This window comes from Pontibacter diazotrophicus (assembly GCF_003367245.1).
Lineage (GTDB): Bacteria > Bacteroidota > Bacteroidia > Cytophagales > Hymenobacteraceae > Pontibacter > Pontibacter diazotrophicus.
In genome coordinates this window covers 24,007-48,453 of sequence record NZ_QRGR01000040.1, presented here as the reverse complement: position 1 = coordinate 48,453, position 24,447 = coordinate 24,007, and the positions used below count along the sequence as shown (strand labels likewise).

The following is a 24,447-nucleotide window of genomic DNA, read 5'->3' as shown; positions in this document are numbered from 1 at the left end:
GGATTACCTTAAATTTCTGTCTCAATCAATCTCTCAAAGAACGTAGTGAAAAGAACATCTTTCTTTTCCTTGTGGCAGTACAACTGCCGGTGTTTTTCTCTTGTTTCCGCAAGGCCTGTTGCCCTGTTTTGAGGAAGCGGATACAAAGGTAAGAATCTTTTTCTTAGTCCGCAATGAAAAGGAAGATTTTATTTTCCTGTTCCTTTTCTCTAACGACCTCTCTGCTTCCTTTTGAAGCGGGTTGCAAAGGTACGAAGAGTTTTGCTTTCCGCAATGCCAGAGCAGAAGTTTTTTCTTTCTTTTTCTCTGTCCGTAGAGCCTGTGTTAGCAGCCTCTCACTGACCGCCTCCTGCCGAAACGGGATGCAAAGGTAAGAAGCTTTTTCCGCTTTGCAAGCAGTGAGGAGAACTTTTTTCTCTCTGTACTGCGCTTCACTCTCTCTTTCCCGTCCCTGCCGAACGGGGATGCAAAAGTAGCAATCTTTCCCCTATCCGCAAGCGCCGCTTGTAAGAAAAGCTGCTGCCCCTTGCCTGATTCCACGCAAGTAACTGGTACTGCGCGGGAAAGAATTTCGGAAAACTTTGCTGTTTTTTTTGCTGCGGCCTGCCCGAGGCCTCTCTGATTCGCGCAAGGAGGCAAGACTGGTGCCCTTTCCTATGGCTTGCCCCGCTCTCTTTTACTGTTCCCGGCCCCCTTTCAGCGCCGGTTGCTGGGGATTAACATGCACAAAGCAGCCTGAAGTTCCAAAGGGGAAATAAATTTCTACAGCCTGTTTGTTTTTGCTACCTGCGTCTCAGGCACGGGGTAATCACGGGGTAAAAAGCCTTGGGAGTTCCCGCACATCAGAAGTTTTGCCGAAGACGCTTAGGAAAGGTTTACATTTTCTCTTATAGTTGACAGCAAGCTTGGACATAGAAAAGGCAGGAGCAACTACCTCTTTGCATTTGATACTATGTAAACTTATGTCATGGCATCTGTTCACTCTTTTTCATTGATGAAGGTACCTGCGCACGTGCCAAACAGGTGTGCAGCTACTGCTTAGGTGTGCTTGGGTTAAGTAATTTATTCAGGGTATAATCCAGCACCTCATCCTTATTGTCTAGCAGATGATCCCTTACTTTATAATCCGGTATTACGCCAGATAACTTTTCATCACCATTTGGACGAATAATATACCCTTTAGGGACTTTCACCATGATGCCTGTTTTAGGTAAGGGAAAGGAGAACTGGGAGGCATACAAGGTTGGCACATCTCCGGTTTCTTCACCCACTATTTCTGCAAACCCATAATCCTGAATAAGCGCTGCACTTACGGCAGCCATGGAATAAGTCTGGCGGTTCACTAATACATATACCTTCCCCCTAAACCGTTTGTCATCGGGAACTGGATTTTGGATTGGCAAATCATATTCAAAAACTTCCCCGTCTTTATGGTTCAAGATAGCTTTTGTATAGCTGTCCATATCTTGTGCAGGAGCGTTCTGCCTGGTCTGCTCTTTCAGAACTTCACTGGTCTTCAGATGAAACTTCGAATACCATCTGAAAGGCTTGTCTGCAAAGTAGGCTATCAGGTAGTCGCTATAAGCATTGTGCCCCCCGGAGTTATTTCTAAAGTCAATAACCAGATTTTCAATATTCTTTATGTTTATGTCTGAGAAAGCGGAGTCAATAAACGCTTTGAACTTTTCTTCGCCATCTGCATCTGGAGAACTAGAGGGGCCAGGACTGAGATAGGCGACATCATCGAAATAATGAAAGGTCCGTTCCTCTTTTAAAATCTCACCGCCTCTCTTTGTCTCATAGTCCATCACAGGGATAGCCTCTACCTTGTGTGTGCCCACTATCCCTTCAGGGCTCTTTGTCTTAATGTTGAAAGTTGCTTTTTCTCCAAACACTGACCAGTATAGCCTGGGAAACGACCAGAACTCAAGTTTTGCATCCTTGAAATAAGGTCTCTCAGCGGAAATGTAAGGGTGTATCTCTTTCTGCAGTGATTTAATGGATGTGTTATTTATGCTAAGTATCTGAACCCCGGCTTTTACGTTCGAGTTACCTGCATAGCTTTTTCTAATATAAGCTACCCCATCCTCGAAAGCCAGTTCCAAAGGAAAAACCGTCCCTCCTCTTTGAGCATAAGCTATGTATGACTGGGCTGGGAAATCAACTTCGCTGTGACCTGTATTTCCGATAGCTGCAAACTTCTGATAGCGCTTTGTTGTCTCCAGGAGGCTTAAAGAGTCTTTGCTAATTGATTTTTGGATAGCTGTATAAGCGGCATCAAACTTATTCTTGTTCACATACCCATATAAATCATAGTGAGACTTCTCTAACGTATTGTATAGGTATTCTAAATCAGCTTTCACGTCAGAGGCAGAAAACTTCACCTCACTCCCCTGGGCTAATGGAACCTGAATTGAAGCAAAAGACAACAGCAGTGTTATCCATAGTGCTTTTTTCATAAATAATTTCTTCATCGTTCGTTAAGCCCAACCTCCACTATGCCACCTTTTGCTTCTGCTTACCTGTAGTAGCGCCATCAGCATACTCCTGCAGGTAACTATAGCGTGGCGTTAGTTTACCAGCTCTGGCAATAGTGCCGCGCTCCAGCATGCCTTCTGCATCTCCGTTGAAGAGGTGCGGAAACACATTATCGATTAGGTGGCGGCCAAAGTCGCGGGAGGCATTGCGCGGCAACTCACAAGGCAGGTTGTCCACAGCCATTACGGTAATGTTTTCCGGGCGGCTGTAGGCTGGCTCCAGTTCTCCTGTGTCCGGGTTATAGTCAAAAGCTGGCTCCTGTATGGTGGTGGAGCGCTTGGTGGTGGGAATAGAACCGTTGACATCGCAGGTAATGTCTGCAATGGTGTTTATTCTAAAATCTGGCTGGCGTGCCTCCTCCTCTGTGAACAATTTAGGTGCGTTCGGATGCCAGTAAGCGCAGGCCAGCAGCAGATCGGTCACGCGGGTGAATTTCCGGAACGTACTCTTGTATAAATGTGGATTGGTATAAAAGTCAGGTGAGTCCCACACCTCTACATCCGGGCGCATATTATAGTCACCGGAATGCAGTTGGGCGTAAACCGGCTCTGTGAATTGCTTGTACAGGTAATCGAACACGCTAACTTTTTTTATACCCATCTTATCCAGCACCTCCATAGCTCCGCTGGCCACACGTCCTCCTCCGGTTACGGCAATCTTTACCGGCGGCAGCTTTACCTTGAAAAACTCCTCCTGCATGTCCTCCATCTCATGGCACAGGTAAGCTGGCTTCAGATTGAACAGTTTCCATTTTTTGCCATAGGTCAGCATACCGTTATAGGCCCCTACTATACCTGCATACCGGCCAAAAGCTACTACACGCTGCCCCTGTGGGGTTTTGAGTGTTTCATAGTCTACCAGCGTAATGTTCTTATCGAGGATGGCCCGAAGCAGTCTGGCATTTTGCGGCTGCTTCTTTATCGTATGGGAGAAGAAGAAATAGGTCTTGTTGGGAATGAGCAAATCAACTGGCACCTCTTTTACACCAAGCAGAATATCGCAGTCGTGCAGGTCCTGCTGTACCGGAATACCCAGCTCGGCATACTCAGCGTCGGCAAAGCTCCGGACATCACTGGACTGCACCACAATCTCCATCTCGGGAAACTTCTCCAGCGCTTCCACACACTTTTTTGGAGTGAGCGGTACGCGCTTGTCTGTCGGTGTTTTACCTTCCTTTACAATGCCAATTTTGATCTTGCCCATGAATGTGCCCTTTTGAATTGTTGATGGATCAAATTTGTTAGACTAAAGCAAGCAAAAAGTGCTTTTACCTGTTATAGTTGAAAGGCTGTATTGCACATAAAGGCAATATCATGTAAGTAGCAACAGATAGCAGGTTAAAGCCCTAACTATTTAGTTTTGATGCTTCAATATAATAAACAATTACTATTACTTTTGTAGAAAATTACTGAGAATGGCGGAGGTCCGCTGCTTTCTACTATTTGCAACCATAATTCCCAATCTATATTCCGTTATGATTTTTAAAACCAAACCTGCAGATGTATTTAAGGAGCGCCACAACGGCCCCGATAAAGAGCAGATGCAGTATATGCTTCAGACTATTGGGGCAGACTCGCTGGACCAACTGATTGAGGAGACGGTACCAGCCGCCATTCGCTTAAAAAAACCACTGAACCTGCCAAAGGCTCTTTCTGAGAAAGACTTCCTGAACAAGTTCAGCCAGATTGCAAAGCAGAATAAAGTATTCAAGTCGTACATCGGCCTTGGATACAATGATACGGTGGTGCCCCCGGTTATACTTCGCAACATTATGGAGAACCCGGGCTGGTACACGGCCTATACTCCTTACCAGGCCGAAATTGCCCAGGGCCGCCTGGAGGCGCTGATCAACTACCAGACAATGGTGATGGACCTGACGGGGATGGAGATTGCCAATGCCTCTTTGCTGGATGAGGGCACTGCTGCTGCCGAGGCAATGGGTATGTTCTTCTCACAGCGCAAAGGCTCCCGCAAAAACGCCACCCGTTTCTTTGTATCGGAACAAGTGCTGCCGCAAACAATAGATGTACTGCTGTCGCGTGCCACGCCGCTTGGCATTGAACTGGTAATAGGAAACCATCGCGAAGCCAACCTGGAAGACGAGACGTTGTTCGGCGCTATGCTGCAATATCCGGCTGCCGACGGTGCGGTATACGATTATACAGATTTCATCAGCCGCGCCCATGCCCAGGATATACTGGTAGCAGTGGCTGCGGATATACTTTCGCTTACCTTATTGACACCTCCGGGTGAGATGGGTGCCGATGCCGTAGTGGGCACGACGCAGCGCTTTGGTGTGCCGATGGGCTTTGGCGGACCACACGCTGGTTACTTCGCTACAAAAGATACTTTCAAGCGTGTGCTCCCGGGCCGCATTATTGGTGTTTCTGTGGATGCGGCAGGTGACAAGGCTTACCGCATGGCCCTGCAGACACGTGAGCAGCACATCCGCCGCGAGAAAGCTACTTCCAACATCTGTACAGCGCAGGTACTGCTGGGCGTGATGGCGGGGATGTATGCCGTTTACCACGGGCCACGCCGCCTGAAGTACATTGGCCTGAACACTTATGCTCTGACGCAGCAACTGGAAAACGGCTTAAAGGCCTTAGGCTTTGAGCAGCAGAACGAGCAGTATTTCGACACGCTGAAAATAGCAGTAGAGAGTGCCGACCTGCAGCAGGCCATCCGCCAGGAGGCAGAAGCTGCAGGTATCAACTTCCGTTACTTTGGTGAAAAGAACATCGGCATTTCGCTTAACCAGAACACAGAGCTGCAGGATGTGAAGGATATCTTAGCGGTATTCGCGAAGGTGGCTGGCAAACCTGCCGATGTGTTAAACATAGACGAACTTTCTGCAGAAACAGACGTGACCTGGGCCGACAGCCTGATCCGTAAGAGTGCATACCTGCAGCACGAGGTGTTTAACAAGCACCATTCAGAGCTGGAGATGACGCGCTACATGAAGTCTCTTGAGAACAAGGATATTTCGCTGGTGCACTCCATGATTCCACTCGGCTCCTGCACCATGAAGCTAAACGCCACAGCAGAGATGATTCCGGTAACCTGGCCAGAAATCGGACAGTTGCACCCCTTTGCCCCGGCTGACCAGACAAAAGGCTATCAGCAGATCTTCGCTGACCTGGAGGCCTGGCTGTGCGAGGTGACACAGTTTGATGCGATGTCGCTGCAGCCTAATTCCGGTGCACAAGGTGAGTATGCCGGCCTGATGGTTATCCGTGCTTATCACGAGTCACGTGGCGACCACCATCGTACTGTTTCGCTTATCCCTTCTTCTGCACACGGTACCAACCCTGCTTCTGCGGTAATGGCCGGCATGAAAGTGGTGATTGTGAAGTGCGATGAGAAAGGAAACATCGATGTGGCTGACCTGCGTGCGAAGGCAGAGCAGTATAAAAACGAACTTTCGTGCCTGATGGTGACTTATCCTTCCACACACGGTGTGTATGAGGAGAGCATCATCGAGATCTGCCAGATAATCCACGACAACGGCGGCCGCGTATATATGGACGGTGCCAACATGAATGCCCAGGTTGGCCTGACTTCTCCGGCTACCATCGGAGCCGACGTTTGCCACCTGAACCTGCATAAAACCTTCTGTATCCCTCACGGTGGTGGTGGCCCAGGCATGGGACCTATCGGTGTGGTGAAGGACCTGGCTCCGTTCCTGCCGGGCCACGCGGTGGTGGACTTAGGCCGTGGTGAGGCTATTAATGCAGTGTCTGCAGCGCCTTGGGGTTCTGCTTCTATTCTGCCTATCTCTTACGCTTACATTGCCATGATGGGCGGCGAAGGTTTGACAGAGGCAACCAAAGTTGCCATCCTGAACGCCAATTACATTAAGGCGCGCTTAGAGAAGCATTACCCTGTGCTGTATGTAGGTTCTAAAGGCCGTTGTGCACACGAGATGATTCTCGATTGCCGTAACTTCAAGAAAGTGGGTGTAGAGGTAGAAGATATTGCGAAGCGCCTGATGGACTACGGTTTCCATGCGCCTACCGTATCTTTCCCGGTTGCCGGCACGCTGATGGTGGAGCCAACAGAGTCTGAGGCACAGGAAGAATTGGACAGGTTCTGCGATGTGATGATATCTATTCGAGAAGAAATCCGCGAGGTTGAAGACGGCAAAGCAGACCAGAAAGCGAACGTGCTGAAGCATGCGCCGCATACCTTAAAAGTTGTGATGACAGAGAATTGGGAAAGACCATACAGCCGTGAGAAGGCAGTATTCCCGATGGCTTACCTGCGCGACAACAAAGTATGGCCAACTGTTAGCCGCATCGATAGCGCATACGGCGACCGCAACCTGATCTGCTCCTGTGCCCCAATTGAGGCTTATAATGAGAATGGAAATGAGATGGTAGCTGTAGGCTAAACTAACGCTCAACTCCTGTTAAAATAGAAAGCCCCGCAGCAATTTTTTGTTGCGGGGCTTTTTTGTGCCTGTCCCAAAAGAGTGGCTCCTATATAGAAATCAGCCTAAAGCATGTGTAGCAGGAATAATTAGAACAATCATTCAATATTTTGTATATTCCGGTGCTGGAGGCACTGCCGCTGGCGCCGTTACAACAGCTACCGTATATACCTCGTTACATCCTTTAGATATCAAGAGGAGTTTAAAATGATGAAAGCCACCACACCCTTTGGCATTTTTTTCCTGCTATTTATTTTCCTGCTTTCTGCGAGCGGGTGCGCCCGCCTTCCACTGGCAGATGTACAGTATGTGTATGACCCCACCGTCAATTACAGGAAGTACCGTACCTTTGGCTGGTACCGGGCAGAAGTACCGACTCCTGTTGCAGGAGGTTCAGGCCCTGCATTCAGTACACTTGTAGATGATAGAGTAAAGGGAGCCGTGGCCAGTGAACTTGTGAAACAAGGGTTAGACCTGGTAGTGGATGGAACGCCGGACTTACTGGTGGCTTACGACATTGCAGTAGATACAGCCCAACTCGTGACGCAGGATTCTAACCTGCCTCCAAGTTATGGCTACGCCTACTGGTATGGGTATCGCTACCGTTACAGCTATGCAGGTGTGCCAAACTATATGGACATCAGAAGATACAACATCGGCACCCTGGTGATAGATCTCATTGATCCAAACACAAATGAGCTGGTCTGGCGTGGCTGGGTCGATTCTGAAATAGACCCTGCTGCCCTGGAGAACTCTTATATACCCGTAGTTGTGGCAAACATTATGTCACGGTTCCCTCCAACACCTGATATTACGCACTAAAGCTACACCTCACAACCTGTAGCTGATGTTAATACCGCCATAGTAGTTGCGGTCGGGGGCAGGCTGGAAATAGCGGCCGCCAAAAGCATTCAGATCGTTGCCGAGGCTGTACTTTTCATCTGTCAGGTTATCCACTCCTCCAAAAATCTCCAGCCCGATGTGGTAGCCTAGCTGCCGCTTAAAGCCAGCCCGCGCTCCCAGCACAAGGTAGCTATCGGCGTAAACTGTGTTGGCGTCGTCCAGCGGAATCTCATCCACGTAAGTGCCTGTCGCATTCAAGTAAAAGCCTAGGCTAGTGTTGAGATCGAGGCCTGCGGTGGCAGCGTGTGGCGCTGTGCCCGTTAACCTGTTGCCAGAGAAATCATCTTCGTCCCTTTGGTATTCGTCGAAACGGAAATGGTTGTAGGTATAACTGGTCCATGCTTTGAGCAAACTCAGCGCCTGCTCTGGCTTGTCTATGAACGTATAGCCTATACTTGTCTCGATTCCTCTCTGATTGGTAGAGCCCACATTTCTAAATACAGCCACACTCGACACATCCTGCCGGCTCACGATGGTCTCACTCAGCCGGAAGTAAAAGGCGACCACATCAAAACTCAATTTGTCTGCCAAGGCAAACCCGCGTACGCCTACTTCATAGTTTGTGCCTCGCTCTGCTTCTAAATCTTCGTTCAAAATGCCGTTGGAGGTGAGTATCTCCTCTTCGGTGGGAGGAGAAAAGCCTGAACTTACGCTGGCATGGACCGATATATTATTAGAAAACTGCTTCAGCAGGGCTATTCTTGGAGAAAGCTCCGCCTCAAAATCACGGGTATAGATATAGTCGCCGGTGACTACCTGCTGCAGCCGTGTTATTTCGTAGCGGGTGTCGTTCAAACTCAGTGCAGCGGTGGCAATAATATCGGCAGGCAGCTCAAACTCGGCCTGGGCAAACAGGAATCCTGACTTTGCCACCACTTCGTCGTCGGAGCGGAGGTCGCCTGGTTCGCCACCATTGTTGTCGTAGGTGCGGGACGCTTCGAAACCCCGCTGAAACTCACCTCCTACTGTAAAAGCAGTTCCTATACTTCCGAGGTTCATATCATAAACAAAGCTGGTGCGACCACCGATTTCCTGGCTGGCGTTGCGCTCATAGTCGGTATTGAAGGGATGGTCCCTGAAACGATGCAGCCCATATAACACGGTATTATTCCTGAACTGGTCATTGAACCTATACTCCTGCTTCACTCCCACGTTGATGCCTTCCTGGTTCATGGAGGCATTCTGTGCTTCGCTGCCAAACATGCCGCCCCGCGCCTGCCGTGGGTTCTCCTCATACTGCTCCCGTGTCAATCCGCCCGGCAGCTCATAGTACAGGTTGGAGTAAATAATATTTGCCCCGACCGTTCTTTTCTCAGAAGGGTAAAACTCCGATGTAATTAACAGCACATCACGGTTTATGGCTGATTGCGGACGGTAACCATCATACTGCTGTTTTGAATACTGCACCAGCACATTGGCTTTCTCGCTGCCAAACCCAGCGGAGGCCGTATACCGCCTGAAACCATAGGAGCCCGTGGTGGCACCAACCTGCAAAGCGCTTTCTCCTGGAGCGGCACGTCTTGGCTCCAACAACACGGTGCCGCCTGTACCAGCACCGTAAATACTACCTGCAGGGCCTTTCAGCACTTCAATTCTTCCAATATTAGCAGCATCCATCAGGTTCAGCGCTGTTGTACCGTTGGCTTCTGTGAAAGGAATACCGTCGTAGTACATCTTCACATTCCGGATACCATAGGGCGAACGCAGGGTGCTTCCCCGGATAGAAAGGCGGTAGCTGGCGGGAGCACGCTCCTCCATCCGCACACCTGGCACTGTGTTCACGGCTCTTACAATGGAGCTTTCATCGAAGCGCTCTATCACCTCCCGCTCTATCAGGCTCACAGCTCCGGGGGTTTGCAGCAAGGGCCGATTACTTTCATACCCTGTTATCACTACCTCCTGCAGGCTGGCAGCGCTAGGCTGCAGGAGCACACGCAGTTCCTCACCGGTTGGGGGAACCGCTACCCTTTGTGTTGTGTAGCCGAGGTAGCTGAAGACTAATCTTCTTGCTCTTTCCGACACGGATAAGCCAAAGTCACCCAGCTCGTTTGTAATAGCCTGCTCCCCGGTACTGGCCGTAACGGTAACACCTTCCAGTGGTAATTCACTACGGGCGTCCAGCACCCGGCCACTCACAAGCCGCTGGGCCAGCAGCGCCTGCGGCAGAAAAGCCATCAAAAAAAAGAGGAGAAAGGAGGATAGAGGTAAAGAAATCTTCATCAGAAACTGTTTAGTAATAATCTCAAAACGGAAGAAGCTGCTCAAGGTTTGAACACTATTTTATTATCTTTCAGCAAAGCACCCTTGGTACCTGCTTGTAACAATTCTCCATACTTCAAGTTATAGATAAGAATTAAACAGAAAGCATCCTGTTTCAGGATGCCGCTACGACACAAGACACAAAGTAAAACTATGAAAACATTTAACACCGTATTGGCAGTAGGGTTAGCCTTCACTTTTTCGGCTGCCACGGCACAAAACAGCGACCAGCCGATAAGCGCCTCTATGGAAGGGCACATTTATAAACCTGTTAAAGTACCCGCCACCGACGAACGGGTGCGCCAGCTGAAAGTACCTGCAGGCTTCACTATCACCAAGTTTGCCGAAAACCTCAACAAGCCCCGCATGCTGGCCGTGCATACTGACGGCACCGTGTATGCAACAGACCGGGACAAAGGCACCGTGACCATGATCCGTGACACGAATAACGACGGGAAAGCCGACCAGCAGAAAGTGGTTGCCACTAAAAAAGACATGCATGGCATTGCTATTCGCGACGGAAAAGCATACCTGATGACGGTGAATGAAATCTATACTGCTACCATCAACAAAGATGGCAGCCTCGGAGAACTGAAGGAAATAGCCAATGGCTTTCCGGAAGCCGGTCAGCACCCTGATCGCAGCCTTGAGTTTGGGCCTGATGGATTGCTGTATATACAGGTAGGCAGTACATGTAATGCCTGTGGGGAGACACACGAAGAAAACGCCACACTGGTACAGATGAAACCGGATGGCTCCGGCCGCCGCATCTACGCCAAAGGCCTGCGCAACCTAATTGGCTTTGACTGGCATCCACAAACAAAGGAACTCTATGGCTTCGACCACGGTATTGACTGGCTGGGAGACACGACACAGAAGGAGGAACTCAATAAGATTATTGATGGAGGAAACTACGGATGGCCTTATGTGTTCGAAGACGGCAAAGCCAACCTGGCCGATGAGCCGCCACAAGGTATGACATGGGAAGAATATGCAAAGAAAACAGAATTCCCTGTATTGATGTATGATGCACACGCTGCTCCTATGGACTTCATTTTTTACACTGGCTCACAATTTCCGCAGGAATACAGTGGAGACGCTATTGCAACAATGCACGGCTCCTGGAATCGAAGCGAACCTGTTGGTTATAATGTAGTGCGGGTGCGTTTTGAAAACGGCCAGCCTAAGCGCATTGAAGATTTTGTAACCGGATTCTTAATGGAGGATGGCAAGTCCCATTTCGGGCGGCCAGTAGGCTTAGCACAACACCGGGATGGTTCTCTTCTGATTGCGGATGATGATAATGGTGTTATTTATCGTGTAGCCGCCAAGAAGTAAGCTTTAGATACAACGAAGATTAAAAGACAGAAAGCAAAAATAATTTTAAATGAAAAAGCGGCTATCCAACTGGGTAGCCGCTTTCTTGTTGGTGTTTGTTAGAATTATACCGTTATCAATTGGATACTTCGCACGAAGCTGTTCTGCAAAACCCACCCCTACCCCCAGGAGGGGAATCTGCAGACAGTTAAAATGTAATGCGCATGAACCAACTGATAGTGATGTTAGTTCTTTTTGATGACGAATTCTGTACGGCGATTCTTCTGATGATCTTCCTCGGGGCATACCACACCATCCCCGCAGCCATTCACCAGTCTTGTTTTACCATAGCCTTTGGCCGTCAGCCTGCTTCTGTCTATGCCCCTGGATACCAGGTAATCTACGGCAGCCTGCGCTCTTCGCTCTGAAAGTATCTGGTTGTAATCCTGGCTTTCGCGGCTATCGGTGTGGGCACTCAGCTCTATCTCAATCTGCGGGTTGTTCTCCAGCAGCGTTGCCAGCTTGTTTAGCTCACTTGCAGCATCCGTACGAATATCCGATTTGTCAAGGTCGTAGTAGATGTTCTCCAGTACGATGGCTTTCTCCAGCTCATTCTTATCGAACAGCAACACAACTTCTACGGTGTCAGGGGCTGTAGCTGGTACCTCTGCAGTAGTTTGCATTTTCAGGTAACCGTGCTTCGCACCCATAAAGGTATAGGTATCCCCTGCTCTGCCATCTAAGAAGTGCTTACCGCTATTGTCTGTGACAAACACAGTAGAATCTTCTAAACTCTTCTGCGCCATTACGATTCTTGTTTCCGGAAGAAGCTCCTGCACAGTACGCTTCTGCTTGTCTTGCTTACGCTCGAGTGTAGTGATGGCAAGCACTACCGGCTTATTCAGGATATCGAAGGTGAATATGTCATCCGTTCCATTGCTGGCATCGCGGTTAGAAGAGAGAAGCCCTTTCTTGCCCGGCTCAGTAAACATGATGCCGTAGTCGTTCTTCGGCGTATTAACCGGGTAACCCAGGTTTTTAACTTTTTGCCAGTTGCCTTGTGTTCCCTCAGCTGAGAAGATATCGAGTTCACCCATACCTACGTGGCCATCAGAAGCAAAGAATAGCTTGCCCTTGGCATCTACATAAGGAAAACTCTCACGGCCCGGCGTGTTGACAACAACTCCTGCATTTATCGGTTCACCCCAGCTGCCATCAGCCTTGCGAAGGGAGTAGTATACATCTGTGTCGCCCATACCGCCCGGCATATCAGACACAAAGTACAGCACCTGCCCATCGGGTGACAGTGCGGGGTGCCCTACTGAATATTCCTCTACCTTGTTGTACACGAAAGGCTGAATATTGCTCCAGTTTCCGCTTTGTTTCTCAGCTGTAAATATCTCCAGGCGGTTCACGTAATCCTTCACCTCTGGCTCAGCCGCTTTTACCCAACTGGTTGGGTCAGAATTTACATGTGTTTTTCTCTGCATTACCTGCGTGCGGGTAAAGTAGAGCGTTTTACCATCCTCAGCGGCAGAAGCAGTAGCGTTGTGATAATCAGAGTTGATGACATCCTGCAGTGGCATTGGGTTGCCCCAGTTACCCTGCACATCCTGCTCAGCAGTAAACAGCTGCAGATAAGGGCGGCCGGTCCAGCCGTGCAACTGCGCCTGATCTTTCTTTTTATCGCCGGTGACAGGCTTCACTCCCCTGTCAGAAGTAAAGATGATGCCTTTGTTACCGTACTGCATTGGGCTGAAGTCGGAGTAGTTGGCATAATTTAATACTTGCAGCGGCTCTACCTTGGCCACGGCAGGCTGTTTCATCCACCTGGCTGCCATTTCTGTTGCCTCTATCAGCTCCTGGGCCTGCTCCGCTTTGTCAGGCATCTCTTCGCCCCATGCCATATACTGCTCTTTTGCTTCCGCATACTTGCCATTGCTGCGCAGTGCCTCCGCAAAGTAGAACAGGTTCATCGGCTCGCGGCCGGTCATCTTCACTATTTTACCGTACCAGTTTTCGGCTTGCTCTGTCTGGCGCGTCAGGCGGTATGCATCCGCAATGCGTGTGGCTGTCTCTAAATCTGGTGTGCGTTTCTGGATGGCCTCTTGGTAGTTTTCCAGCGCCAAAGCGAACTCGTAATTCTCATACTGTTTATTTGCCTTGCGAAGGGACGACTGGCTATGCGCCACAGGTCCAAAACCTAACATCGCCGCCACAACTAAACATAAGGGTGTGTATTTATATTTCATAGGTGTAAGCGCTAATTGTTAAAAGTACTGTGGTGTGAGCATTTTTGTCTCTTTCTTCTTTTTGAAGAAGTAGTATCCAACGGAAACTTCATGCGTATTGTAGCCACTCAGGCCGTTCAGCATCTTATCGTAAGAGTAGCCCAGGCGAAGTGTCTTGAGCACTTGCAGCTCCGCGATGAGCGCCACTGCCGTAGGTCTGCTTAAACCCTCTCCTTCCGCTTCACCCATCAGGTTCATGCTGGTACGGTAAGAGCTGCCCAGCCACAGGCGGTCGCCCAGCAGCACAAAGGCATTCAGGTCGATGTTAGCCGGTGCGTTGAAATCCTCTTTAATGAGCACGCTTGGCTTTACTTTCACAAAAGGGCTTACATCAAAAACATAACCCGTCGTGAAATAGAAGTGGCGCTCCGGCTCTATCTGCTCCATGTCTTTGTACTGCAACAGGTCTGAAGCAGACAGGCCAGCATAAAAACGGTTTGTATGATAGTAGGCACCAATTTTAACGTCAGGCTTAATGTATACCTCTTTGCCTGAAGGAATCGCGTCGTCACCCTCAAAGTGGCCGAGTGCTGTGCCGTCTATCATGTTCTGCACCAGGCCAGGCGCTAAACCTAAGCTTATCACAGAGTTCTCGCTCAGCTGCAGCTTCACAGCGATGTTGGCATAGGCGCTGAGCGTGCTCTGCGCACCAATCTCATCGCGTGTCAGGTTCAGGCCCACGCCCAGCCGGTCGTTTGCCAGCACGCCATCCACAGCCAGCGACTGCGTAGTGGGCGCCCCGTCAACCCCTGTCCACTGCGAACGGTGGAAGGCGTTCAGGTTCAGCACGTTTTTGCTTCCGGTATAAGCCGGGTTAATTCCCATGCTGTTGAAAATGTACTGGGAGTACTGCGGATTCTGCTGTGCGTTGGCTGCTGTTGTGAACAGCAGCGCCAGCAATAGATAAAATATTCTCATATTCATTAAAGTTTCAGATTTCATAACCACTGCTTATCGGAAAAGGGTTGTATAGCCAGTGAACTCTTTTACAACGCCCTCGCATAATGTTACCCTTACCTTAAAGAAGTAAGTACCTGGCCCCAATTTACTTGCACTCCAGTTGTTCTGGTAGTTGCTCGTTTTGTATACTTCAGAACCCCAGCGGTTAAAGATGGTCACCTCATTGGCGGTGAACTTCTCCAGGTTAGTTATCATCCAGGTATCATTCTTACCGTCTCCGTTCGGGCTAAAGGCTTTCGGGAAATTAAGCTGGCCATCGGCAAGTGAGACATCTATTGTTGCGCTGGCGGCAATGCTGCTGCAAGTACCATTCAGGGCGGACACAGTTACCTGACCCGCTGCAGTCGGACTATCCGCTGTTACGGTGATGGTGGTTGTTCCCTGACCTGAGGTGATGGTGAAGCCTGCCGGAACAGTCCAGGTATAACCTGTCGCTCCTGTCACCGCATCAATGGTGTAAGTCAGGCCGTCGCATACGTTGCTGTTATCTATAATGGCACCTGGTGAAACCGGCGGCACTGTGATGCTGACATCCTTGGAAATGCTTTGAGCGGTGCCGCAGGTGTTTGTCGCAATAACAGAGATGGTTCCTGCAGCTGCTGTTGTGTTCACCGTGATGGTGCCTGTTCCCTGGCCATCCACTAGTGTCCAGTCGGCAGGTACTGCCCAGGTGTAGGTTACGCCTTCTTCTACAGTAGCGAGGGTATACGTTACTGTCTCTCCGTACTCACACACGGCACTGTTACCCACAATCTCATTTGTTTCGGTCGGAGCCAGCACTGGAGCCACATTTAAAGTAGCGGCATTGCCTGTACCACAATCATTTATCACGCCTACTGTAACCTGACCTGCCTCTTCACCTACTTCCACTACAATGCTCGTTGTGTTCTGGCCGCTAACCAATGTCCAGGTAGCCGGCACTGCCCAGGCGTAACCTGTAGCGCCTGTTACAGCAGGAATGGTATAGGTCAGGCTTTCTCCGATACAGGCCCCTGCCTCTCCTGTTATAGCCGGAGCGGCAAGTTTGTCATTCACCGTTATGGCCAGCGTTGCTGCAGAACTGCCACCGCAGTTATTGTCAGCTGTTACACTGATAGCACCTGCTGCGGAGCCAACCTGTACGGTTACCTGTGCTGTGCCTTCGCCACTTACAATGCTCCAGCCAGTTGGCAGTGTCCAGGTATAACCGGTGGCACCTGTTACGGCAGCCACTGCATAGGTTGCTTCCGTGCCGGCGCATACAGTTGCCTCGCCAGTGATAGCCACCGGAGCTGCCGGCACTGGGTTGATGGTACTGTTATAAGTGCGCTCTCCGCTGTCGCCGCATTCGTTTGTTGCTTTTACTTTGATGGCACCTGCCGTTTCACCGGCTGTTACGGTGATGCTGGTAGTATTCTGCCCGTTCTCGATTGTCCAGCCATCAGGCACCGTCCACACATATCCTGTAGCACCGTCTACGGCAGCTATACTATACACATTACCTGTTCCTTCGGCACACACGGCAGACGGTCCGGTGATGGCACCGGGAGTTTCGGGTTTGTCGTTTACTGTTACTGCTAGTGTTGTAACCGGGCTGCTACCACAGCCATTGTCTGCTGTTACGGTGATGTTACCGCCTGCTTCGCCAACCTTGAAGGCAACGCTTGCCGTACCTTCCCCGCTAACGATGCGCCAGCCATTTGGCATTGTCCAGGTATAGCCGGTGGCACCTGCTACGGCAGCCACGCTGTAAGTTGCATCCGTTCCTGCGCATACAATTGCCTCGCCGGTGATGGCTGCAGGAGCTGCTGGTATTTCGTTTACCTGTACCGCTATAGTAGCAGTGCTTGTGTTACCGCATGCATTGGCAGCTGCCACGCTTAAGTCTACACTGCCCGGAGTGTTGCCAACCTGTAGCGTAATTGTCCTGGTGCCTTCTCCTGAAACAATCGTCCAGCCAGTTGGCACATCCCAAACGTAGCTATCGGCTCTGTTTATTGCTGCAGTGCTGTATGTTACCTGGTTACCTACACATACTGTTGCGCTACCAGTTATAGCAGTTGGCGCATTTGGTAAAGTAGTGGTGGTTATCGCTTTGAGTGCAGTATAGGTGTTACCGCACTTGTCTGTGATCTCTACCTGCACTACACCTGAAGTAGTAACATTTACAGTTATATTGTTATCCGTCTGTGAAACCTTTGAAAGGCCATCTGTAAGGGTAAAATTGTAAGTAGCTCCTGGAATTCGTGTTGCAGTGAACTTGACGTCATTAGTTCCTTCGCAAACAAGCGAAGCACCTGTAACTTCAACTGCTGTTATCGGTTCGCAGGTTACTTCAATTTCTTCTCCACCCGTATTGTCACCCGGTGTTAAATCCGGCACATTACCACCAGGCGATACAGTTACTGTGTTTACAATATTTCCCGGTGCGTTTATTTTCGCTATCAGTGTAAGCGTTGCCTGGCTACCTACTGCTAAGTCGCCGATTGTATAAAGCCCTGTAGTATTGTCATAAGCACCCTGGCTAACAGCGGCAGATACAAACTCCAAACCTTCCGGAAGCACCTCTGTCAGCGTTACTGCTTTTGCATCGTATGGGCCTGCATTGTTCACCGTGATGGTATAGGTCACGTTGCCACCTACATAATAAGGTGCACCTGCAGCTACTTTCGTAACGTTGAGGTTTGAGCTAATTTCAGGAACTTCAATGATTACCTCATCTTTGACAGGAGGGTCTTCTTCTTTTGTCTCTTCACTCTTTACAATAACTGTATTGACAATCTGACCTGCGCTTAGAATCTCAAACGTAAGCTTTATCTCCTGGCTCTCGCCGAACTGCAGGAAGTCTAATGACCAGATATAATTGCTTTCGTCGAACACGCCGACAGAATGAACAGCAGAGCCAGGTATATAGCGCAGGCTTTCCGGGAATCGCTCTTTCATATTCACGACCGTAGCCGTACCCGGACCTTCGTTATGCACTAAAATGGTGTAAGTAATGTGGTCGCCTACACGGTAGTTTCTAGCAGGCGCTGTTTTGACAACACTTAAGTTGGGATCTATAGTGGAAGGCAGATACAAGTTGTTCTTTTCTCCATTGAACACAACCTTACCTTCCAGCGATATAGCGCGGCCCTCTACAGTTACACCATTCAATATTATATCTCTTTTAGCCAGCATATTGCCTTTCATAGCAGATATACTACCTAACCTCACTTCTCCACTTATGATCCAGAAAAGGTTTTTTTCGTGGCCCCCATTCTGCCCTATAATACTGGCATTAGGGGATTCCGACAGGAGATTGCCATCCACTATGATGATGAAAACAGAATTATCGTCACCCAATCCCTCCAGTGTCAGCCTGCCCTGCAAGCTGAGGTCTCCGCTTATCTTATGAACACCCGGTGTTAACGTTGTCCCGGTTCCAATTATAGGGGAAAGCTCCTTAGCCTTGGGATCATCCTTCTGTGCTAAGAAAAAGTTGTAAGCGGCTAGCGCATCTTCCTGAGCATTAGCGGCAATGGCAGTACCTTTTTCGGTACGTCCCTGTAAAATGCTCATTCGCTCTTCGCCAACAATGGAGGTACCCGGATGCACCCCCACGTTTCCTGTCACCCCCGTCTGGTCTGCGTTGTTGATTATTTCTGTGGAAGCCAGCACGGTGAAGGTGGTTGCCCTCTTTAGCGCTGGGTCTGACTGTGCAAGGCTAAGGGAAACGCCCAAAGTCAGAAAGAAAAAGACTAGAAGTAAAGCTCGGTTCATATAGTGTTAGTAAAGCAAAATGGTAGTTCCTTTTTAGATTAATTCAAATATAAATAGATATAAGTACATATATATACTCTCCAATATATACTTGCCTTTCTTTATTTTGTTTCCGAAATAAAGAAAAAATTGTAATAAGATATATAAATCGATCTATATATACTGACTAATTTATACCAGAGGAACTTAAAGCATCCGCTTAACAGTGCCTGTAGAAAAAGCTATCGGGACATTCATGGTTTCTAAAAGCAAAAGTAATGATATTTATATATAATAAAACTATATGTTTAAATATATAAGAAATAAAATACATTTTATTCTTAAAACCTCAATAGCATTACATGCAGCACTATAATTTGATTAACTTCAAAAATAATTCCTTTGAAAATTGTGCAATAAAAAACCCGGCTACATCCTATGTAGCCGGGTTTTTTATACTCTTTGCTTATGTACAGTTTATATTAAACGTTTACGTGGCGCTCTGCGTGGTAAGATGACCGCACTAACGGACCAGACTCAACATACTTGATTCCTCTTTTCAAGCCTTCCTCGCGGTAATGATCAAACAGGTCGGGGTGAATAAACTCTGCCACCTCCAGGTGCATCTTGGTTGGTTGCAGATATTGACCTAAGGTCAGGATATCGCAGCCATTGGTTGCCAGGTCATCCATGGCCTGGTACACCTGCTCCCGAGTTTCGCCGAGGCCCAGCATGATACCGGTTTTGGTTCGCTTGCCATATTCCTTGGTGCGACGGATCTGCTCTAAGCTGCGGTCATACTTCGCCTGCGGGCGTACACGGCGGTACAGTTCTTTTACTGTCTCCATGTTATGCGACACAACCTCCTGCCCTGGAGAGATCATCGTAATCAAGGCATCCCAGCTTGCTTTCACATCCGGAATCAGCGTTTCGATGGTGGTAGCGGGAGACATGAGCTTCACCTGTTTCACCGTATCGTGCCAGACGGCAGCGCCACGGTCTTTCAGTTCGTCGCGGTTCACAGAAGTAATCACGGCGTGTTTTACTCCCATCAGTTTGATGGCCTCTGCCACACGGCGCGGCTCATCTTCGTCGTACTCGTTTGGGCGGCCGGTAGCCACAGCGCAGAAAGAGCAGCTGCGGGTACATACATTGCCTAAGATCATGAAGGTGGCTGTACCTGCACCCCAGCACTCACCCATGTTAGGGCAGTTGCCGCTTTCGCAGATGGTGTGCAGTTTATATTCGTCTACAATGCTTCTTACTTTGGCGTACTCCTTCCCAACCGGTAGTTTTACACGCAGCCAGTTTGGCTTGCGTGGCTGGCCCAGCGCGTTCAGCCCCTCGGGCTGTGCATTAGGCTGTATAACCGGAAGTGTCATTAATTCATCCATGGTGCAAAGATAGGAAGTTATAGGTTAAGAGGTTAACCTTGGGCTAAAAATGTAACCCTCACAGGTTTTGCCTCTATAACAAAGTGACTGCTCTGTTTGTTCGGGGGATGGGTTTGAAGCGTGTTTAAACTTTGTCTTAAAAGCTGCAAATGGATGTTTCCAGAACCTGGCAACATCCATTTGCACATTCAGAACCCGATTTAAACGTGCGCTAATTACGGCTTCCGTAGTACAGGTTCAGGTAAACGGAAGTGAACGTTTTGTGATTATCAGCATCCGGGATGATGACGGGTGTGTTGAGAAAGCGCTCTACCAGAAAGCCTACCTCTATGCCGGCAATACTTTCACGGTAGCGGCCATACTCAAAGGTGAGACCTGCCTTTAAGTGCACACCGGGGTTCAGGCTAGCTTCTCCGAGCCCCCTAAGCACGCTATCGCTACCAAGGATGTAGTCTCTGTCGAGGTGGCGGCTCGGGTCGTATTGCTCTGTGCGGATATCAGTACCCTGCCCGCCATAGTTATAATCAATATAATACGGCACCAGCAGGCCAAGTGACGGCCCTGCAGCTGCGAGGGCATTTACCTGCACCCCCGACTCCGGCGCCTTCCGGAACAAAACCAGGTCACGGCCATAATGCGGCCGCACTACAAAAAAATAGTTCTGTTTACCATCCACAAAGGACTCGCCGGAAATAGGGCTGAAATAGCGGTTTTCTTTCGGGTGCTTTACTTCTACAACCTCTATGGCACCAAACTGGTACATGTTCTCGTTCATGAAAAAAGTAGAACGAATGAAAGCGCCTCCAATAAGGCCGCCATTGGAGTTAAAATTAACGCCATAGCTCAGCTCATTCTGAAAGCCTTCATCTTCCTCGGACTGGGCTTTAGCCGGAGCGGCTGCCAACAACGCAAAAGCAAGCAGGATTATAAGGGATTTCACCAAGTAATTTTTGAGTTTTGAATTGTATAAAAGTAAGTATCTTTACGCTGATATCAAAACAGAGTTTATACCTATGGCTACTATAAGCAGCACTTACCAAGGAGGCTTGCGCACTACTGCTCAACACCTTGCCTCCGGCAATACTATCATCACCGATGCCCCTGTCGACAACAACGGCAAAGGGGAGGCTTTCTCACCAACTGACCTTGTTGCTTCCGCGTTGGGCTCCTGTATGATGACCATCATGGGTATTGTCGCCAACCGCGCCGGTATCGACATTGACGGCATAGCGGTAGAAACCACAAAGATTATGGCTGCTGAGCCACGCCGCATAGCAGAGGTGGTATTAGACTTCACCATGCCGGCCGGCAAATCCTACTCTGATAAAGAGAAGGCGATGCTGGAAAATGCTGCCCGCACCTGCCCTGTAGCACTTAGCCTGCACCCTGACATCAAACAGACGGTAACTTTTCAGTACTAAAGCATTAACGGCGTGGCAGCCTGATAATTATCTCTACGCCGTTACTTTTTTCTTCAAGGCATCTACACCTATGCTCATGTGGGAGGCATTGTAGGTGCAAACTCCATCCTGCACCAGCAACAGCTGCGGCGACTGGTGCTCTACCTGCAGCACCTCGGCTACCTCATTCGACACGGGCCGGTAACGCAGCAAATCCAGGTAATAGGTTTTTACATGGTCTAAGCCAGCGCCTTCCCACTGCCGCTCTATGCGGCTCTTAGCCGTGGCACTGATAGAACAGGAGGTGCTGTGCTTAAAAATCACCACCGGTGTCTCTTTCGATTCTTGTATTACTTCATCCAGTTGCTCCGGGCTTGTTAGCGGGTGCCAGTTCATAGCTGTCTCTCCTTTTCCTTCTTTAGTTCGTTTTTAATTTTTCTTTTGTTCCCGCTTATACTTTTTCTTCTTCAGGAAATGAAACCATCTCATTGGTTTGCCTCTCTCGTTGAACTGGTAGCTGGCCCGTTCATCCTGCTTTATCTGCCTGCGGGCAGCAGCCCCTTTCCTAAATGTATAAGCATTGGTATTCAGATGGCTTTCTTTGTAAGCAATATCAGCTTTGGCAGCTTCTTTCAGAGACTTGCGCATCTCCCGCCCATGCTTTTCCTGCGCTTTATGGCTAATCTGACCATAACCGGGCAGGGCTCCGAAAAGGAGCAACAGCACCAGGGGCAGCATAACTTTCACTGCCTTTTTCGCATCACTTCTTACAGTCCTTACTTCCATCTTCACTGGAGATTATACTGATCTTCAAAAAAGTAGTTTCCTTTGCTTACCATATGCGCCAGCCTCCTTTCTTCACTCTGCCATTCTTATCACGGGGTACTTTGATGGCCTCAAACCCCTGTCCTGCCTGTGTGGTCATTTTTACACGGTTCTTATTGCCCGTTGGCTTGGGGCAGGGAATACCTTTACGCTGGCAGCCCGTGCCCAACAGCAGCCCTATGCAAAGCGAGGCTAAAAGAAATGACCGAAGTATGCGCATGGCACAGGAGTTAAAGTTTTTTATATAGTATTTGTACAGTATAAGCAAATATAGCTTAATATGCCAACATGGCCTCCACTTTCTGGCGAAGGCGCTGCTTTGGCAGAAACTCCTGCTCCAGCGGCTGCGCAAACGGAACAGCCGTATCCAGGCTGGCGACACGGGCTACCGGAGCATCCAGCAGCTCGAAGCAGTTCTCGCCAACCCAGGCAGCTATCTCACCGCCAATACCGCCTGTCAGGGTATCTTCATGTAATATAAGCACACGGCCTGTTTTTGCAACAGCATCCCGCACGGCTTCTTTGTCCCAGGGCAGCAGCGAGCGCAGGTCCAGTATTTCCAGGCTTGCGTCTGTTAGCTCCTGCTGCAGCTGGCTGGCCCAGTGCACGCCCATACCATACGTGATAATGGTCAGGTCTGTGCCTTCTGCCACTGTTCTGGCTTTGCCAATTTCTACGGTATAATAGTCGTCCGGTATCTCTTGTGAGATAGAGCGGTACAGCAGCTTGTGCTCAAAGTACATCACCGGGTTCGGGTCTTCGATGGCCGCATTCAGCAAACCTTTGGCATCGTAGGGTGTGGAGGGGTAGACCACCTTCAGGCCAGGGGTGTGGAAAAACCACGCCTCGTTGCTTTGCGAATGGAAAGGACCTGCCGCTGCACCTGCGCCGGTAGGCATGCGCACCACCACATCGGCAGCCTGACCCCAGCGGTAATGGCTTTTGGCCAGGTTATTCACAATCTGGCTGAAACCAGCGCTCACAAAATCGGCGAACTGCATTTCCACGATGCTTTTCTTACCGCGCACCGACATCCCGAGGCCTACACCCAGAATAGCGGACTCACACAATGGCGTGTTGCGGATGCGCTCTTTGCCGAACTTATCCACAAAGCCCTCCGTCACTTTAAACACCCCGCCGTATTCCGCTACGTCCTGCCCCATCAGCACCAGTTCCGGGTAACGCTCCATGCTTTGGCGGATAGCATCCGAAACGGCATCCACAAAGCGACGCTCTGTTTTTCCTTCCGAAGAAGGCTTTATCACTTCCTGGTCAAAGGACTTATACACATCCGCCAGTTCTTCCTGCCGGTTGGCTTCCGGCATCGGCGTAGCATAAGCCGCCTGAAGCCCAGCCTCTATCTCGGCTGCTATCTCTCCTCTTATCCCATCCATCACCTTCTGCGTCAGGATGAGCTCTTCCAGCAGGAATTTTTCGAAGTTTTCCACAGGGTCTTTCTTCGCCCACTTCTCAAACAGCTCCTGCGGCACATACTTGGTGCCGCTGGCCTCTTCGTGGCCGCGCATCCGGAATGTAATGGCCTCTATCAGCATCGGGCGCGGATTTTTGCGGATGCTGGAGGCTGCCTGTCGCACGGTATCATATACTTCCAGCACATTGTTGCCGTCAATCTGCAGGGCATCTATGCCGTAAGCCGGGCCTTTATCTATAAAGTGCCTGAACTTAAATTGTTCGTTATTCGGTGTGGATAAACCGTAGCCGTTGTTTTCAATCATGAAGATGACCGGCAGTCCCCACACGGCCGCTACATTCAGGGCCTCATGGAAATCTCCTTCTGAAGCACCGCCATCGCCGCTGAATACCAGCGTCACTTTCTCTTTCTTTTCCAGTAAATCAGCCAGGGCAATGCCATCCGCCACCGCCAGCTGTGGCCCCAGGTGCGAAATCATCCCAACAATGTGGTGCTCGTTTGTCCCGAAATGGAAAGAACGGTCGCGGCCTTTGGTAAAGCCGGTGGTCTTGCCCTGAAACTGGGCAAACAAACGATCTAAAGGAACTTCGCGGCTCGTGAACACGCCCAGGTTACGGTGCAGAGGCAGAATATACTCATCTTTCTCTAAGGCCAGAGCAGAACCTACCGAGATAGCCTCCTGGCCGATACCGGAGAACCACTTGCTCACTTTGCCCTGCCGCAGCAGCACAAGCATGCGCTCTTCAATCATACGCGGCTTCAGGATAGCGCGGTAAAGGCTGATCAGTTCGTCTTCGGTATAGTCTTGGATGTTATAGTTCATCTGTAAAAAGGAAACCTTGTTATATGGTGGCAAGTTAATGTATTGGCGGGTGACCTGAAATTTATGCCGCTATTTTTTAATTTTGTTCTTATTTCAAAAGTTGAATGGCTAAATGGTTTAATTGTTAAACGGTTTGAGAGATAATCCTTGCGT

The 24,447-nt window shown here is 49.4% G+C and carries 16 protein-coding genes; 4 read left to right on the top strand and 12 right to left on the bottom strand.

From position 1 onward, the window contains the following. Window positions 1–1,031 precede the first annotated feature (1,031 nt). Window positions 1,032–2,459 (bottom strand): S41 family peptidase, encoded by a 1,428-nt coding sequence (locus DXT99_RS24360; RefSeq protein WP_115568211.1) that lies wholly within the window; start codon window positions 2,457–2,459, stop codon window positions 1,032–1,034. Between the two features lie 37 nt (window positions 2,460–2,496). Then, a complete protein-coding gene (locus tag DXT99_RS24355) occupies window positions 2,497–3,741 on the bottom strand; it encodes an NAD(P)-dependent oxidoreductase (RefSeq protein ID WP_115568201.1) in 1,245 nt (414 codons plus the stop codon). A gap of 271 nt (window positions 3,742–4,012) precedes the next feature. On the opposite strand from DXT99_RS24355, the gene gcvP reads away from it, so the two are divergent. Together gcvP and DXT99_RS24345 are read left to right on the top strand one after the other, a co-directional pair. Then, window positions 4,013–6,931, top strand: coding sequence for an aminomethyl-transferring glycine dehydrogenase (gene gcvP, locus DXT99_RS24350; protein WP_115568200.1), 2,919 nt, complete (start codon window positions 4,013–4,015; stop codon window positions 6,929–6,931). 246 nt (window positions 6,932–7,177) lie between these two features. Continuing rightward, window positions 7,178–7,792 carry a DUF4136 domain-containing protein gene (locus tag DXT99_RS24345; RefSeq protein ID WP_115568199.1) on the top strand — a complete coding sequence of 205 codons (615 nt, stop codon included), beginning with the start codon at window positions 7,178–7,180 and terminating at the stop codon, window positions 7,790–7,792. A 9-nt stretch (window positions 7,793–7,801) separates the two neighbouring features. Here DXT99_RS24345 and DXT99_RS24340 read toward each other — a convergent pair whose 3' ends face one another. Beyond that, on the bottom strand, window positions 7,802–10,093 hold the full coding sequence (locus DXT99_RS24340; protein WP_246001014.1) for a TonB-dependent receptor domain-containing protein: 2,292 nt from the start codon (window positions 10,091–10,093) through the stop codon (window positions 7,802–7,804). Window positions 10,094–10,285: 192 nt separating this feature from the next. Between DXT99_RS24340 and DXT99_RS24335 the strand changes: the two genes are divergently transcribed. Next, entirely contained in the window at window positions 10,286–11,470 is a 1,185-nt protein-coding gene (locus tag DXT99_RS24335; RefSeq protein ID WP_115568198.1) for a PQQ-dependent sugar dehydrogenase, read from the top strand. Window positions 11,471–11,694: 224 nt separating this feature from the next. On the opposite strand, the gene DXT99_RS24330 is transcribed toward DXT99_RS24335, so the two are convergent. The 5 genes from DXT99_RS24330 to DXT99_RS24310 form a co-directional block, all read right to left on the bottom strand. Then, a complete protein-coding gene (locus tag DXT99_RS24330; RefSeq protein ID WP_115568197.1) occupies window positions 11,695–13,701 on the bottom strand; it encodes an OmpA family protein in 2,007 nt (668 codons plus the stop codon). Between the two features lie 18 nt (window positions 13,702–13,719). Next, window positions 13,720–14,658, bottom strand: a complete 939-nt coding sequence (locus DXT99_RS24325) for a PorP/SprF family type IX secretion system membrane protein (RefSeq protein ID WP_115568209.1) — start codon at window positions 14,656–14,658, stop codon at window positions 13,720–13,722. A 33-nt stretch (window positions 14,659–14,691) separates the two neighbouring features. Next, window positions 14,692–18,441: an ice-binding family protein gene (locus DXT99_RS24320; protein ID WP_115568196.1), complete on the bottom strand. Its 3,750-nt coding sequence runs from the start codon at window positions 18,439–18,441 to the stop codon at window positions 14,692–14,694. Window positions 18,442–18,902: 461 nt separating this feature from the next. Then, window positions 18,903–19,814 (bottom strand): lipoyl synthase, encoded by a 912-nt coding sequence (gene lipA / locus DXT99_RS24315; protein ID WP_246001013.1) that lies wholly within the window; start codon window positions 19,812–19,814, stop codon window positions 18,903–18,905. 211 nt (window positions 19,815–20,025) lie between these two features. Further along, window positions 20,026–20,754: a hypothetical protein gene (locus tag DXT99_RS24310; protein WP_246001012.1), complete on the bottom strand. Its 729-nt coding sequence runs from the start codon at window positions 20,752–20,754 to the stop codon at window positions 20,026–20,028. A 73-nt stretch (window positions 20,755–20,827) separates the two neighbouring features. On the opposite strand from DXT99_RS24310, the gene DXT99_RS24305 reads away from it, so the two are divergent. Beyond that, window positions 20,828–21,235, top strand: coding sequence for an OsmC family protein (locus DXT99_RS24305; RefSeq protein WP_115568207.1), 408 nt, complete (start codon window positions 20,828–20,830; stop codon window positions 21,233–21,235). 33 nt (window positions 21,236–21,268) lie between these two features. Here the strand turns inward: DXT99_RS24305 and ytxJ are convergent, their stop codons facing one another. From ytxJ to DXT99_RS24285, 4 genes are read right to left on the bottom strand one after another with little or no spacing between them, the layout of a single operon-like run. Beyond that, complete coding sequence (ytxJ, locus tag DXT99_RS24300; protein WP_115568194.1) at window positions 21,269–21,610, bottom strand: bacillithiol system redox-active protein YtxJ; 342 nt, start codon at window positions 21,608–21,610, stop codon at window positions 21,269–21,271. Between the two features lie 33 nt (window positions 21,611–21,643). Continuing rightward, the gene (locus DXT99_RS24295) at window positions 21,644–22,000 is read right to left on the bottom strand and encodes a hypothetical protein (RefSeq protein ID WP_115568193.1); all 357 of its coding nucleotides are present in this window, start codon (window positions 21,998–22,000) and stop codon (window positions 21,644–21,646) included. 46 nt (window positions 22,001–22,046) lie between these two features. Next, complete coding sequence (locus DXT99_RS24290; protein ID WP_115568206.1) at window positions 22,047–22,259, bottom strand: hypothetical protein; 213 nt, start codon at window positions 22,257–22,259, stop codon at window positions 22,047–22,049. A gap of 55 nt (window positions 22,260–22,314) precedes the next feature. Continuing rightward, on the bottom strand, window positions 22,315–24,294 hold the full coding sequence (locus DXT99_RS24285; RefSeq protein WP_115568192.1) for an alpha-ketoacid dehydrogenase subunit alpha/beta: 1,980 nt from the start codon (window positions 24,292–24,294) through the stop codon (window positions 22,315–22,317). Between the last annotated feature and the right edge of the window lie 153 nt (window positions 24,295–24,447).